The 15,376-nt window shown below is 43.5% G+C and carries 10 protein-coding genes; 1 reads left to right on the plus strand and 9 read right to left on the minus strand.

Annotation, left to right across the window (positions count from 1 at the left end):
- Positions 1–202: 202 nt before the first annotated feature.
- The 8 genes from RCH20_RS04975 to RCH20_RS05010 all read right to left on the minus strand — a co-directional run bounded on the left by RCH20_RS04975 (position 203) and on the right by RCH20_RS05010 (position 11,662).
- On the minus strand, positions 203–1,813 hold the full coding sequence (locus RCH20_RS04975; protein ID WP_209955438.1) for a carboxyl transferase domain-containing protein: 1,611 nt from the start codon (positions 1,811–1,813) through the stop codon (positions 203–205).
- 134 nt (positions 1,814–1,947) lie between these two features.
- Positions 1,948–3,705, minus strand: coding sequence for an AMP-binding protein (locus RCH20_RS04980; RefSeq protein ID WP_209955440.1), 1,758 nt, complete (start codon positions 3,703–3,705; stop codon positions 1,948–1,950).
- Positions 3,706–4,153: 448 nt separating this feature from the next.
- On the minus strand, positions 4,154–5,917 hold the full coding sequence (locus RCH20_RS04985) for an AMP-binding protein (RefSeq protein WP_327192799.1): 1,764 nt from the start codon (positions 5,915–5,917) through the stop codon (positions 4,154–4,156).
- 709 nt (positions 5,918–6,626) lie between these two features.
- Complete coding sequence (locus RCH20_RS04990; RefSeq protein ID WP_327192800.1) at positions 6,627–7,856, minus strand: FAD-dependent oxidoreductase; 1,230 nt, start codon at positions 7,854–7,856, stop codon at positions 6,627–6,629.
- Between the two features lie 401 nt (positions 7,857–8,257).
- On the minus strand, positions 8,258–9,040 hold the full coding sequence (locus tag RCH20_RS04995) for an amino acid ABC transporter ATP-binding protein (RefSeq protein WP_209958762.1): 783 nt from the start codon (positions 9,038–9,040) through the stop codon (positions 8,258–8,260).
- Positions 9,041–9,173: 133 nt separating this feature from the next.
- Positions 9,174–9,845 carry an ABC transporter permease subunit gene (locus RCH20_RS05000; protein WP_209955446.1) on the minus strand — a complete coding sequence of 224 codons (672 nt, stop codon included), beginning with the start codon at positions 9,843–9,845 and terminating at the stop codon, positions 9,174–9,176.
- Positions 9,842–10,588: an amino acid ABC transporter permease gene (locus RCH20_RS05005; RefSeq protein WP_327192801.1), complete on the minus strand. Its 747-nt coding sequence runs from the start codon at positions 10,586–10,588 to the stop codon at positions 9,842–9,844. Before RCH20_RS05005 ends, RCH20_RS05000 begins: the two co-directional genes overlap by 4 nt.
- A 105-nt stretch (positions 10,589–10,693) precedes the next feature.
- On the minus strand, positions 10,694–11,662 hold the full coding sequence (locus RCH20_RS05010; RefSeq protein WP_327192802.1) for a glutamate/aspartate ABC transporter substrate-binding protein: 969 nt from the start codon (positions 11,660–11,662) through the stop codon (positions 10,694–10,696).
- A gap of 583 nt (positions 11,663–12,245) precedes the next feature.
- On the opposite strand from RCH20_RS05010, the gene hslO reads away from it, so the two are divergent.
- On the plus strand, positions 12,246–13,202 hold the full coding sequence (gene hslO / locus RCH20_RS05015) for an Hsp33 family molecular chaperone HslO (RefSeq protein WP_327192803.1): 957 nt from the start codon (positions 12,246–12,248) through the stop codon (positions 13,200–13,202).
- Between the two features lie 366 nt (positions 13,203–13,568).
- On the opposite strand, the gene RCH20_RS05020 is transcribed toward hslO, so the two are convergent.
- Complete coding sequence (locus RCH20_RS05020) at positions 13,569–15,029, minus strand: PGAP1-like alpha/beta domain-containing protein (protein ID WP_327192804.1); 1,461 nt, start codon at positions 15,027–15,029, stop codon at positions 13,569–13,571.
- Positions 15,030–15,376: the final 347 nt, after the last annotated feature.

Consider the following 15,376-nt stretch of genomic DNA (forward strand, 5'->3'; position numbering starts at 1 on the left):
CATTTTGCATAATTTTCTCTTTATATTTTTATAGTACTTTTCAAACCAGTCAATACTAAATATTGATATGAGCGTGTGACTGGCAAAAATTTTCTTGCTTGCTGTGCGCAAGCCAGACAGAGGCTGCAAAAATTTCTGCCAATCACACTGTATCTATTTTAAATTAAACCCAACATAATCATGAGTAACTTGCTTAGTTGTCTTACATTCTAAAAACACCGAATGTGGTCTCTTCAATCGGAGCGTTATGAGCCGCGCTAAGTCCTAGTGCCAACACCTTGCGGGTATCAGCAGGGTCAATCACGCCGTCATCCCATAAGCGGGCAGTCGCATAATACGGATGGCCCTGCTCTTCATACATCTCGCGAATAGGCGTTTTAAAGGCTTCTTCATCATCCTTACTCCAGGCTTCACCTTTACGATCAAAATTATCACGCTTGACAGTCGCAAGTACCGATGCCGCTTGCTCGCCGCCCATGACTGATATGCGCGCGTTCGGCCACATCCATAAGAAGCGCGGACTATACGCACGGCCACACATACCATAATTACCCGCACCAAATGAGCCACCGACGATAACGGTAAATTTAGGTACTTTAGCATTGGCAACGGCCATCACCATCTTGGCACCATGACGAGCAATACCTTCGTTTTCGTACTTACGTCCGACCATAAATCCGGTAATATTTTGCAAAAATACTAATGGAATTTTGCGCTTACAGCACAGCTCAATAAAGTGCGTACCTTTTTGCGCCGACTCACTAAATAAAATACCGTTATTGGCAATAATACCGACTGGCATGCCTTCAATATGGGCAAAACCGCAGACTAAGGTAGTACCAAAGCGCGCCTTAAATTCATCAAACGCACTGTCATCGACAATCCGCGCGATGATCTCTCTAATATCGAACGGCTGGCGGGTATCATTGGGAATAATGCCGTACAGCTCTTTGGCATCATAACGCGGCGGCCGCGGGGTAATTTGATTGGGAATGTGCTTGGCTGGTCGGTTAAAATGACTGACAATATTACGTGCCAGCGACAACGCATGGGTATCGTTTTGCGCCAGATGATCCACCACTCCTGATAGACGCGTATGCACATCACTGCCGCCTAAGTCTTCGGCGGTCACTTCTTCACCAGTAGCCGCTTTTACCAACGGCGGGCCACCTAGGAAGATAGTCCCTTGATCTTTGACAATAATAGACTCATCGCTCATCGCTGGGACATAAGCGCCGCCAGCGGTACAGCTGCCCATCACTACCGCAATTTGTGGAACACCCGCCGCACTAAGATTGGCTTGATTGAAGAAAATACGGCCAAAGTGCTCTTTATCAGGAAACACTTCGTCTTGATTGGGCAAATTTGCGCCCCCTGAATCCACTAGATAGATACAAGGCAGATTGTTCTCTTGTGCGATTTCTTGCGCCCGCAGATGCTTTTTAACAGTCATTGGAAAATAAGTGCCGCCTTTTACAGTAGCGTCATTACAGATAATCAAACATTCAGTGCCATTAACACGACCGATACCAGCAATCACACCAGCAGCTGGGATATCTTCATCATACATATCGTATGCCGCCATCGGGGCTATCTCTAAGAAGGGGGTCCCAACATCGAGCAGGCGTTCAACACGCTCACGTGGTAGCAGTTTGCCACGTGCCAAATGCCTAGCACGCGAGCGCTCTGAGCCACCTTGTGCAATTTTGTGTAAATGCTCATATAGATCATCTACTATCACTTGCATAGCGGCGCTATTTTGCTGAAATTCAGCGGCGTTTGGACTCAATTTACTGGTTATGATGGCGCTCATGATATCCCTTTCTATAATTGGCTTTTATGCTGGTCTTTTATTTATGACTTATTTTTCTTAGTCTGCGCTTAGCTACTGTTTTTAAATACTGCTTTTTAGAGGCTGCTTTTTAAATGCTTTGCTTAGCTGCTTCGCTATTTTAAGCCCAGCTCTTCTTTCATATGCTCAACGATTTTAAACTTCTGGATTTTACCAGTAATGGTCATTGGATATTCAGTAACGAAGCGATAGTAGGTGGGTACTTTATAATGGGCGATATGCTCACTACAGAATAGCCGCACCTCTTCTTCGGTCAAGCTACCTTCCTGCTTGGGAATAATCCATGCTGCCAACACCTCACCATAACGCTCATCGGGTATACCAACCACTTGTACGTCACGGATATTAGGATGGCGGTAGAGATAATTTTCAATTTCTACCGGATAGATATTCTCCCCACCACGAATGACCATATCCTTACTACGACCAACGATTTTGACATAACCGTCTTCATCGATAGTGGCCAAATCACCGGTATGCATCCAACCATCTTGAATAGCCTCACGCGATTTAAAGCGACTGCCCCAATAACCTTGCATTACCGAATAGCCGCGCGTTAATAACTCACCGGTTTCCCCTATCGGCACAATATCACCCGTTTCGCTATCGATAACCTTTACTTCAAGTGCGGGCTGTACCAGTCCGACGGTAGAAACCTGCTTATCAAGCGGCGTGTGCTCATTTGTTTGGCAAGACACCGGACTGGTCTCAGTCATGCCATAAGCAATAGTGACTTCGCTCATATGCATCTTATCAATGACCCGGCGCATTACTTCAATCGGACAGCTAGAGCCGGCCATAATACCGGTACGCAAAGTGGACAAATCAAAGGTGTCAAACTCAGGATGGTCGAGCATAGCGATAAACATGGTCGGCACGCCATGCAAAGCGGTACATTTCTCTTCTTCAACCGTTTGTAATACCGTCAACGCATCGAAGCCATCGTTGGGATAAAGAATACAACCGCCGTGAGTTAAGACTGCTAAGTTACCGAGCACCATACCAAAGCAGTGATATAACGGTACAGGAATACACAATCTGTCCTCTTCGGTTAGGTTCATGGCCTCACCGATAAAATAACCGTTATTTAGAATGTTACGGTGGGTTAGGGTTGCGCCCTTTGGGGTGCCAGTGGTGCCGCTGGTAAACTGTACATTAATAGCATCGGTGTTTTTGAGCTGAGCTTGTCGTTCAGCTACCCGCGGATCATTGGCATCGCCCTCAGCCATCCATAACGAGAATTTCTGCATGTAGCTAAAATCTTCATCGCTATCAGGCTCATCAATCCAAACGATACGTTCAATGGTCGGTATCTCGATCAAGTCCAGCTGTTGATAGCTCTTATGATAAATCTCAGGGCATAACTCGCGGATCATCTGAGCGTAGTCGCTGGTTTTAAAATGACGCATTAATACCAGCGCCGAGCACCCTAACTTGTTAAGAGCGTACTGCAATTCAAAGGTACGATAGGCTGGATTAATATTAACTAAGATCACCCCGACTTTTGCGGTCGCTAGCTGCATGAGTAACCATTCGGCATTATTGTGCGACCAAATACCGATGCGATCACCAATCTCAAGTCCCATCTCAATCATGCTACTGGCCAACTGATTAACATGCTGTTGTAGCTCACGATACGTCCAACGAATATTTTGATGGCGTGACACCAACGCTTCACGCTCAGGGTATTTATCTACGATAGCATCAAAAAAGTCACCGATAGTGGCCTCAATGAGTGGCACATCAGGGCCTTTATCGTAGCTTTGGGTGAGAGGAGCATTGGCAGAGCGCGCGCCCATATTTATGCTAGGGACATTATTAAGAATGGTATCAAAATAGGAGGGATTAGTCATAACGAGTCCTTTCGTTGTACTTTATTATTTTACTTTACTATAGCCTGCTAACAGGTTCTATTCTTCCTTGAATCTGTTTTATATCTTGCCAACTACTATAACGCCTTCAATGAAAGGCTGTCAATGATATCGATACAATATGTATCACTTAAACAAACCTTAGGAAAGGTATTATAAATAATTAAAAGCTCATAATTAGTGGTGTAATGGACAGCTGGCTTTTTTAGCACTTGATAAAAACAGTATTTAATTAATGAGTAAATTGTTACCCAACCAAGCTACTCTATAGTCAGTTAAGAATAAAAGAGAGTCGTTCAAATCAACGTGCTACTGGTATAAATTTTTCTTGCTTGCTGTTCGCACGCGTGACAGAGGCTGCAAAAAATTCATCCCAGCAGCCCAGTAATGTTGTATCGTTGTAACGTTGTATCGTTGTATCGTTTTTAAGTTAGATCGACTCTAATCCCAATTCTGCTTTCATTAGCTCTATGATTTTGAATTTTTGAATTTTGCCAGTGATAGTCATTGGGTATTCGCTGACAAAACGATAGTAGGTCGGTACTTTATAATGGGCAATATGCTCAAGACAGAACTGCCGTACCTCGTCTTCAGTTAAACTATCCGGCTTTTTGGCAATTATCCAGGCGGCTAATACCTCACCATAACGCTCATCGGGTATGCCAACCACTTGTACGTCGCGGATTTTAGGATGACGGTATAAATAGTTTTCGATCTCGACCGGATAAATGTTTTCGCCACCACGGATAATCATATCTTTACTACGGCCAACCACGTTGATATAACCGTCTGCATCCATAGTGGCCAAATCGCCGGTATGCATCCAGCCGTCTTGAATGGCTTCATGGGTCTTAAAACGACTGCCCCAATAACCTTTCATCACTGAATAGCCGCGGGTCAATAGCTCGCCAGTCCCTCCAATCGCTACAGTATCACCGGTTTCGGTATCGATAATTTTGACTTCAATCGCTGGCAAAACCAACCCTACCGTGGACACTCTTTTTTCAAGTGGGGTATGCTCATTAGTCTGACAAGAGGCCGGACTGGTTTCCGTCATGCCATAAGCAATGGTGACTCCGCTCATATGCATTTTATCGATGACCCGGCGCATCACCTCAATCGGACAACTAGAACCGCCCATAATGCCCGTTCGCAAACTGGACAAATCAAAACTCTCAAACTCTGGATGATCAAGCTCAGCGATAAACATGGTCGGTACGCCAAGTAAGCCAGTACACCTTTCCTCTTCTACCGTTTGTAATACGGTCAAGGGATCAAAGCCATCATTGGGATAGACCGCGCAGCCACCGTGGGTCAAGATGGCTAAATTACCACCAACCATTCCGAAGCAGTGATAAAGCGGCAAAGGGATACATAGTCTGTCTTTCTCAGTTAAGTTCATCGACTCGCCGAGGAAGTAGCCATTGTTTAGAATATTACGATGACTTAAGGTCGCGCCCTTTGGCGTACCCGTGGTACCGCTGGTAAACTGCACACTAATAGCATCCGTATTTTTCAGCTGTGCTTGCCGCTCGGCAATGCGCGGATCATTAGCATCGCCCTCTGCTATCCACGCCGAAAATTTTTGCATAAAATTAAAGTCTTCATCACTACCAGGCTGATCAATCCAAATGATGCGTTCGACAGTAGGCATTTCGACTAAGTCGAGCTGCTGATAGCTCTTATGATAAATCTCAGGGCACAACTCACCGATCATTTGTGCGTAATCGCTGGTTTTAAAATGACGCATTAACACCAGTGCTGAGCAGCCTAATTTATTCAACGCATACTGCAGCTCAAAAGTGCGATAAGCAGGATTAAGGTTGACTAAAATGACCCCAACTTTTGCAGTTGCCAACTGCAGCACAAGCCATTCAGCATTGTTGTGCGACCAAATACCAATGCGATCGCCAATCTCAAGTCCCATCTCGATAATAGCACTGGCCAACTGATTAACCTGTTGTTGCAGCTCTTGATAAGTCCAGCGGATATTTTGATGCCGTGACACCAGTGCTGCGCGCTCAGGATATTTATCTACGATAGCATCAAAAAAGTCGCCGATAGTCGCTTCGATTAGCGGCACATCAGGGCCTTTGTCATAGCTTTGGGTGAGTGGCGCATTAGCAGAGCGCGCGCCCATATTGACGCGTGGAACATTATTAAGAATAGTATCAAAATAGGAGGGTTTAGTCATAACGAGTCCTTTCGTTTTTATTCTTTGGGTTTTATTTTCTAAATTATCGTACTGCTATAATGGCACATTTTCTGCAGATATAACCGTATGACTGCTTAGTATATTAATGGTTATCTGTAGCAATAAAAGCGCTAGAGATACACTCTAACTATAGCGTATCTAATTTAGAAAAGTAGTTTGGGTTTTTAATTAGGCTATAAAGCTTAGAATGATTTAGTATGATTTAGTATGCTAAATGGTGATACGCCCTAAACGTTTACTATACTGCCTGCAATTAAAGACTATCAATTCCATCGATACAATATATAGTCAATGAAAAGTAATATCGATACATAACGTACTGCTGGCATAAGTTTTTCTTGCTTGCTGTGCCTACGCAGACAGAGGCTGCAAAAAGCTTATACCAGCAGTACCGTCGCGTTTTTAAGGTATTTTAATTATGTATTACTCAAATATTCTTCTACTAGCCACTTATCTTGTCATTAAAGAGTATAGCCTGAATAATTATTTAGATCGTAAATCATAAAACCGATCTTAGAAATAATAAAACCAGCCAGACGCCTCTATAGCATTTGGCTGGTTTTTTCAGCAACTCATATTATTAGCAGTAACTAACCTCAGTCCTTCTTAACAGTTCGACATAACAGCGTAACTGGTTATCAATGACTTAAAACAATGCCATAACCAAACAGCTTAATTCTGGTTACACTTACGCCGTTGTAGGTGCTTTTATCGTTACCGTAGCGCTTACTGCCTCATGATCGTCGAGCAGTTCCATGACTAACTCGTCAGCGCTGTCGCTTTTTACTTGCCAATTGCCAGTAGCCTTCGGTACGCCAGTCACCATCACCGAAATAGCTTTATTTTTCAAACGTATCATTGGTGGTTTATGATCATAACCACCATGCTCATGCCCTAAAATATCATCAGCAATCGTTGCTGCCTGCGCCCGTAGCGGTGCCACATAACGACACGCCACGCCATTAATAGACATGCAATCGCCAATGGCATAAATATTTGCCGCATGAGTACGCAATGTGAGCGCATCAACCACGATACCAGTACGACGATCGAACTCAATACCAGCGGCAGTAGGTAATTTATCATCGACCAACAGCCCGGTACTAGCAATCACGTGATCGACTACCAGCGGGGTGAATTGTTGAATACTGAGATCTTCTGACCCTGTATCTAAAGGCCCATAACTGATATGTAACTGGCCATCGCTATCACGAGTGATGCCTGATACTTGACAGCCACCCAAAAACTGGATGCCTTGTGATTCAATCGCTATTGTAATACGGGCAGTCGCTTGCGGTGGTAGCATTTGCGATAGTGGCGCGTTATTCAAATCAATTAGAGTGACTTTATGACCGGCTTTTAGCAAATCTTCTGCAATTTCAGTACCCACCATACCAGCACCAACAATAGCCACCCGTTGACTGCCCGTAGCTAGTTTTTCTTGCAGCTGTCCAAAACGCTCAATATGGTTGACATGCCAGACCAAATCTTCAGGCAGACTTTTTGGAAAGATAGGATGAGCACCCACTGCCAGTACTAATTTTTCATAATGGATAGATGTTGGATTAGTAGTATGGGTACCCGCTGCTCCCGTTGCCGCAAGATGTAATTGCTGGCTGTCAGAATCAATATCAATAACCTGAGTATGGGTAAGTAATGTTATATTCGCGGCTTTTGCGGCCTCAATACCAGTTGCACGCACTAGGTCAGCAGCGCGTTTATTCTGGCTGATAGCCATGGTCAGCATAGGTTTATGATAACGATCACCATTATCGGTAGTGATTAAGGTGATGGGAATATCTTTATCTTTGCTACGAATCGCATCAATGACATGCCAGCCCGCTAAACCTGCACCGATGATCACAATATCTTTCTGGGGTGATGACATAGGCGACGTGGACATATTTTCTACACTCATGATGGCTCCAAAGGTTGCGCCGCTCAGCTGTTGTTATTATGCCACTGCCTGCGATGCTATTTATGATAAATGGATAATAGATAGGTTTTGTCTTGCGGCTTGTATATGAAAAATAGCCTCAGCTATTGTAACAGCAAACTAAGGATGACTCACGTCAACAGTATGCGCTAAAGAGCCATGCTAAGCTTATTAACCTTATTTATAAAAATCAATTCGGCTCGGGCGTATTATAGATCCGTTATTATTGAGATAAAAGAACGTCCGTGCGAGCTGGCAAACAACAAAAATGAGTGTTGTCTATTAGATTATGATGAAGAGGACAGTTTTGTTCATGCTCAACAATATAAAAAAAAGCGCCTAGTAGGCGCTTTTAGTAACGATTAACTTATATAAACAATGGCTTAATGATTCAAAATCTTAGATAAGAACATTTGCGCGCGCTCACTTTTCGCTCCTTCAAAGAACTGATCTTTACTACAGTTTTCGACGATATGCCCTTCATCCATAAATACAATACGATTGGCGACCTGGCTGGCAAAGCCCATTTCATGAGTCACACACATCATGGTCATGCCATCGCGTGTTAGCTCCACCATGACATCTAGTACTTCTTGAATCATTTCAGGATCTAATGCCGAGGTTGGTTCATCAAATAACATTGCCACTGGGTCCATCGCTAAGGCACGAGCAATCGCTACCCGTTGCTGCTGCCCACCAGATAGCTCAGCTGGATATTTTGCTGCTTGTACGGTCAGCCCTACTCGATCTAGATAGGCCATAGCCTTTTTTTTGGCTTCGCTTTCGCTGCGACCTAATACCTTAATTTGTGCTACCGTCAGATTATCAATGATGGTTAAATGCGGAAACAGCTCAAAATGCTGAAACACCATACCGACTCGGCTACGTAGTTTGGGTAGATTAGTCTTTGGCGCTCCGACAGAAATGCCATTAACCATTATCTGACCTTTTTGAAAATTCTCCAAGCCGTTGACAGTTTTAATAAGGGTTGATTTACCACTGCCCGATGGTCCACACACTACCACCACGTCGCCCTTGTACACATGCGAAGTGCAATTTTTTAGCACCTGAAAGTCACCATACCACTTGCTAACATCACTCATCTCGATGACAATCTCATCACTAGCATGACCATTATTCGTGACTAGACCGCCAAAATCATTCATGTACGTATCAGCATTACTCATTGCTGGCTCCTAACCTTAATCTTGTTGGGTAGTAGTATGTTTAAATAATTATATAAAAATTAATCGTATTCTACAAAAGCTTATTTTTAAGGCTGTCTACTGACAGTCGTCACTAGAACCTTAGGCGTTTTTGAACTTGCTGTACCCCTATAGAGGCACTGAGGCTAATGATAAAATATACGGCACCCGCTCCTAATATATAGGGTGTTAGTAAGCCCATTAGCTCACCGCGCACATAGGCGGCACGGAAAAAATCTGTCAAGCCAATAGCAAATACTAAAGTGGTGTCTTGGAATAAAATAATACATTGCTGCAAAATCAATGGCAGCATCTTACGAAAGGCTTGCGGCAAAATCACTAAGCGCATCGATTGCCCGTAATTCATACCTAATGCTCTAGCAGCATTGACCTGTCCACTACCAATAGACTGAATGCCCGCGCGCACTACTTCAGAGAAATAGGCCGCCTCAAACATCATAAAGGCGAGTACACAAGAAGCAAAGGCAGTATCTAGTTGTAGGTATTTGCCCGCTATCCAAAAATAAATCATCGGTACCGCAAAATAAAACCACAGCAGTACTAGTAACAGCGGTACTGAGCGAAAGTAATTGACGTATAGCTTTGCAGGAATTTCTAACGCTTTAATGCCAGATAGGCGCATTAAGGCCAATACCGTTCCTAAACTGATACCACCAACAATCGCTAAAAACAGGACCTTTAAAGTAGTCAGCATACCGTCTATTAAGGCGGGATAAGCGGTAGTAAGTTCGGTCATCATATTCATTTCTGACCCCCTGCGATAAGCCCTGGCACGCGAAGTTTGCGCTCAATCAGTCCCATAATGGCAATCAGTGATAGGTTGAACACCAAATAAATGATGGTCGCGTAAGTGTAAATCTCCAGGCTATTTTGGGTATATTCACTGATGGTTTTGGTTTGGCTAATCAGCTCCATTACCCCCACCAAGGACGCTACCGACGCGTTTTTAAAACAGTTGGTCAGCTCCGAGCTAAGCGGTGGCAAAATTACCCGAAAGGCTTGTGGTAGCAACACTTCTTTATAAGCTTGAGGAATGCTAAAGCCTAATGCATAAGCGGCATTGATTTGTCCTTCAGGTAGCGACTCAATACCAGTACGCACTTGCTCAACAATGCGCGCAGCTGTAAATAGCCCAAGGCCGATACTGGCTGAGAGCATAGCTGAGGTATTCGGAGATAATTCCTTATACCACCAGTCTTGTACCGCAGGCGTCAACCAACCAGGAGCAATATAAAACCAAAAGAATAGCTGGACCAGCAGAGGAATATTACGAAAGAACGTGACATAAGCGGTGCCAATGCCACGGGCCGCTTTGTTCGGTAAAGTGCGCATGATACCAAAGATGGTACCAATAACCATAGCAATGACCCACGCGATACCACCAATCAATAGCAGCCAGCCAAGACCTGTAATCATCCAGTGAATATACAGCTCATTGCCGATACCGGTATGCTCAAATAGCACACCCCAGTTCCAGCTATAGTTCATTGTTGTCTCTCCGAGCAGCGATAAATAGGCTCATCTCATGCGCTAAGCCAGTGTTAAACACTGGCTTAGGCGCACAAGTGAGCTATATTGAGGGACAAAAGGTCATTACTGTGCCGTAGCAACTTTAGGCTGGGCACTATCATGTGGATTAGCGATCAGTGCTTTTAAGTTATCTGACATCTCAAAGTTTAGGTTGACGTTTTTAGGTGGAATCGGATTTAGGAACCACTTGTCATAAATAGCATTGATCTCGCCTGAGCTAAAGACATTGGCCAACGCTTCATCAACCACGGCTTTAAATTCAGGGTCGTCTTTACGCATCATACAGCCATAGATCTCAAATGATTGTGGCGTACCAACGATGACCCATTCATCAGGATTTTTCGCTTTGGCTTTTTCGCCTGCAAGTAAGACATCATCCATCATAAAGGCATCAGCGCGGCCATTCTCTAACATCAAGAAGCCTTCACCATGATCTTTTGCCGAAATGATACTGATACCCATCTTCTTTTCGTCGTTATATTGACGGATATAACGCTCTGAAGTGGTGCCCGCTGTGGTTACTAACGTTTTACCTTTTAGGTCTTCAAAATCTTTAATACCGGAGTCAGTTTTGGTTAATAATCGCGTACCAATTTCAAAGAAACCGTTTGAGAAGGCGACTTGTTTTTGGCGCTCTTCGTTGTTGGTCGTTGAGCCACACTCAAAGTCAATGGTACCGTTTTGTACTAATGGGATACGAGTTTGTGAGGTGACGAGGTTATAGCGAATATTGAGGTCTGGCATATTTAGCTTTTGCTTAACCGCTTCAACTACTTTCATTTCTAAATCATGAGCATAGCCGATAGGCTGGTTGGGATCATCTGAAATATAAGAGAAAGGAATCGAAGAGTCACGATGACCGACCACGATAGTTCCTGACTCTTTGATTTTTTGTAGCGTGCCGTTAGTAGTGGCTGCACCATCGGCGGTCGCCGCATCATCAGTGGCTGTTTGGCTGCTGTTGTTACAGCCAGCTAAACCTAATGCTATGCAGGCTACTAAGGTTAACGGTTTGGAGATAGAATAAGTCATTAGATACATCCTTTTATCACATCATCATAAAATTGGGAGCGAGCTTGCGTGCTACTAGTGTCAATTAAGTTAACGCTATGCGTCCGTGCTGTTATTGTGAGTTATCATAATGCAACTTAATGTTACTGTACAACACTTTCGCTACCGTTAGTAACTTTTTCCTTAGGAATAAATATTTAATTGTTATCGCTCTGCTTTGAATTTCTTGCTTTTGTTACTGAGTAAAGACTTTTTATCTCAATAATAAACCGAGCTGGTCGTGATAGACGATAGGATTCATGCAGTGGAAATAAAACTTATTATGATAGCGTTTAAGCATTCAACCAATATAGTTAAAATACCTTAAAAACGCTAGGATACTAAAAACGCTAGGGTACTGCTGGTATAAGCTTTTTGCCGCCTCTGCCTGCGTAGGCACAGCAAGCAAGAAAAACTTATGCCAGCAGTAGGTTATGTATCGATATTACTTTTCATTGACTATAGTTGATCTATTGGTTTATGACGTATTCCTCCCAATCTTATTATTGATAACTTGCGAGTAACCCCCATAAAGCTACCAACTTCTTAACAAGACAATTGACTTATGACTCAAGCAAATCAAAACGACCAAACGCCAAATACTGACAGCATCTCTATCGATAATGACCTACGTCAGCGCTTTTTTATCGAAGACTCTCCCGTGCGTGGCGATGTGGTTCGCCTATCGCGCAGTTATGCCACTACAATCGCTCAAAAGCCCTATCCCGAAGCTATTAAACGCTTATTAGGTGAGATGCTGACCGCGGCAAGCTTGCTTATTGGTACGGTTAAAATTGATGGTCATCTGTCTATTCAATTACAGTCATCAGATAGTGACAGTCTGCTTAATTGGGCTATGGCTGAATGTGACCAAGACGGTATCATCCGTGCGCTAGCCAGCTGGAAAGCGGATAGCGATGAGCAAGTACAGGCGTGGGACAGCATGACCCACGCCAATGACGCATTTGCTGAGCTTGGTGCTGTAGGCCAAGGGGTATTATTTATTAATATTCAACCTGAGGGTGGCGAGCCCTATCAGGGGATTGTCGAGCGCAGTCATGACAATCTAGCCGACTGCTTGGCCCATTACCAAAAACAATCGGCACAAATTCCAACGCTGATTAACCTAGCATCAGACGGTCTACAAGCGGGTGGCATACTGGTACAGTTGTTACCGCGCCGTGACGACGAAGAACAAGAACAGGTCGATACCGATTTGTGGCCACGCTTATCTGTACTGACACGCACGATTAAGCCCGAAGAACTAACGTCGTTACCGACCAATGAACTGTTATATCGTCTGTACAATGAAGAACAGGTAGTATTACCTGAACCGGTGGCGCTAGCATTTGGTTGTACCTGCTCAAAACAGAAGTGTGAAATGGCGATTGAGCAGATTGGTGAAGCCGAAGCTTTAGAGATTTGCGAAGAACAAGACGGCGCTTTTGAGATGGATTGCGGATTTTGCGGTGAGATTTATCGTTTTAATAAAGAGGATGTTGCGGCAATATTTGCTGAGTAATGTTTACTTATTAGTTTAACTCAGCCTGCTTGTTATCTAAAACCTTCGAGTGTGACGCTTGAGGGTTTTTTTATGCCGGTAATTAACGCTACTTTACTGATATAGTTAACACACCTTAAAAACGCGACGGTACTGCTGGTATAAGCTTTTTGCCGCCTCTGTCTGCGTAGGCACAGCAAGCAAGAAAAACTTATGCCAGCAGTAGCTTATGTATCGATATTACTTTTCATTGACTATACATGCAGCAATACTAGGACTGATGCTCTTCATAACATCATATTTAAGTCATTTGGATAAGAATATATATGAGGGCTACTTTCCAGGCCGAGACTTAATTTTTGAGCCGTCGCCTTGGTTAGCATCACTCTACTCATTATCTAATAGCCATTCGATGACCTGCTTATGTACCCTTTTGCTATAGAGTAAGTTGTAGTGGCTGAGCCCATAAAAAATGGCCTTACGTTCTTCCGGTACGGTCAAAGCATGCTCGCCAGTATGCTCACCTAAGGCAGATTCTATCGTAACCAGACCATCACCTAGCAGTCCTGTCATTTTAGAATCGTAACTAGAATCAACTAAGGTCGCCGCAATGAGGTAGGTATTGACATGCAAAGGCAGCTGAGTAGGATGGCGAAACTCTGGTGGCAAAACGCTGCGACCTTCTAAAGACTTCCAGTCGGCATCACGAATACTGCCATAACGTAGATCAATGATGCCTGCACTACGCAAATCACCTAACTTGGCTAATGACCCAGCAAAAGGAAGCTTAGCAATCCTATCTTGCACATAACTGCCTATACGTTCTAAGCTTGCGCCTTGATGCGGAGACCCTAGAGTAACGAGATTGTGTACTTGTTTTACCCAATTAAAGCCTTGCTCTTTACCATAAAATAGGGCGCTACGAGCGACTAAACCACCCATACTATGGCCAATTAAATCAATTTGAGTGATGCCTGGATTATTATTGACTAAATCTTGTAGTACTTGAGAGAGGTTACGCCCGTTGCTTGAAATATGTCGTCCAGTATTGTAATTAAGATATAAAATGGTAGATTTCGGCTGGCTACGACTAATGCGTTCACCTAGATTATTATTCTTGAATACATTCCAGGTTAAATGGCTCATACAAAGCCCATGACATAAAATGATAATACGACCTGATATTTCACCTTGCTGTAGATGGCTATATTTTTTATGTAAAGAGCGATCGTATAGAGCCATCGGCACAGCGAGTGGATTATGATGATTAACAAGATGATCACCCATAACGCCATTGAGAATATTGACCAACCGCCTCAATTTCCTGGGTAGAGGGGGGACGTTTTTTTGATTCCGTATGTTGTTATACAGCCAAAGCCCTGATGTTAAATTAGTACCTACCACCAACATTGCATAACGTACCGTACTATATATCCGTCCAGTAAGACCGCGTTGCCACTTGGTGAGATTGCGATCATCCAAGCGCCCTAATGGTCGTAAAATAATCTCACGATGGACGGCTTCTACTATATCAGTGACTTCTACTATACCCATGGTTGCCAACTGAGCCAACCCTTCAAATATATCGCCTAAAGAAAGGGGCTCACCTAAGGTTGCAGCGCTACTCTCCTCTGTTATAAAACTGGCTGTTTTATCCACATAAATGTATTCCAGCTGAGCCAGCTGCTCATACACGTCACCCTGAAATGACGTGCTAGCATCAGAGCTGGCTTTATCAGAACTAAATTCAGAGCTAGCTTGAGCATCAAGTTCAGGCTGAGTACTGGCTTCACTAGTACCCTGATTATGGATAGTATAATCGTCATGTAACGAATTGGGACTGGGCATAGTTCTGGCATATTCAGTAGTAAGGATAGAGTGGTATTCTATCCTATAATTTTATAAACAAAAGTAGATTATTTGTGTTGCAGGTATGCTTGTTGTAAGGGATATTTGTACTATAGGGTAGTCAATGCACCACCTGCTATCATCTTGATATTAATATAGATCAAAGGCCAATAATAGCGATGACTGCGTTGACGTTTCTTATTACCATTATAATGCCGCGTTCGTTTTCTAAATCACTGGTTAATACTACAATGCTGCTTAGTGCTGCTTCCTAGTGCTATTTAAAGTGAAGCCGTATTTAATAAAAAATCCCAAATCATAGCTTGGGATTTTATGTAGAATTTTTA

Source organism: Psychrobacter sp. PL15, from assembly GCF_035984995.1.
Lineage (GTDB): Bacteria > Pseudomonadota > Gammaproteobacteria > Pseudomonadales > Moraxellaceae > Psychrobacter.

Bases quoted from the DNA above. Each gene is read 5' to 3' on its own strand.
- RCH20_RS04980 (WP_209955440.1), bottom strand. From the start codon at position 3,705: ATGACTAATCCCTCCTATTTTGATACCATTCTTAATAATGTCCCTAGC.
- RCH20_RS05005 (WP_327192801.1), bottom strand. From the start codon at position 10,588: ATGAACTATAGCTGGAACTGGGGTGTGCTATTTGAGCATACCGGTATC.
- RCH20_RS05000 (WP_209955446.1), bottom strand. From the start codon at position 9,845: ATGAATATGATGACCGAACTTACTACCGCTTATCCCGCCTTAATAGAC.
- RCH20_RS04990 (WP_327192800.1), bottom strand. From the start codon at position 7,856: ATGAGTGTAGAAAATATGTCCACGTCGCCTATGTCATCACCCCAGAAA.
- RCH20_RS05020 (WP_327192804.1), bottom strand. From the start codon at position 15,029: ATGCCCAGTCCCAATTCGTTACATGACGATTATACTATCCATAATCAG.
- hslO (WP_327192803.1), top strand. From the start codon at position 12,246: ATGACTCAAGCAAATCAAAACGACCAAACGCCAAATACTGACAGCATC.
- RCH20_RS05010 (WP_327192802.1), bottom strand. From the start codon at position 11,662: ATGACTTATTCTATCTCCAAACCGTTAACCTTAGTAGCCTGCATAGCA.
- RCH20_RS04995 (WP_209958762.1), bottom strand. From the start codon at position 9,040: ATGAATGATTTTGGCGGTCTAGTCACGAATAATGGTCATGCTAGTGAT.
- RCH20_RS04975 (WP_209955438.1), bottom strand. From the start codon at position 1,813: ATGAGCGCCATCATAACCAGTAAATTGAGTCCAAACGCCGCTGAATTT.
- RCH20_RS04985 (WP_327192799.1), bottom strand. From the start codon at position 5,917: ATGACTAAACCCTCCTATTTTGATACTATTCTTAATAATGTTCCACGC.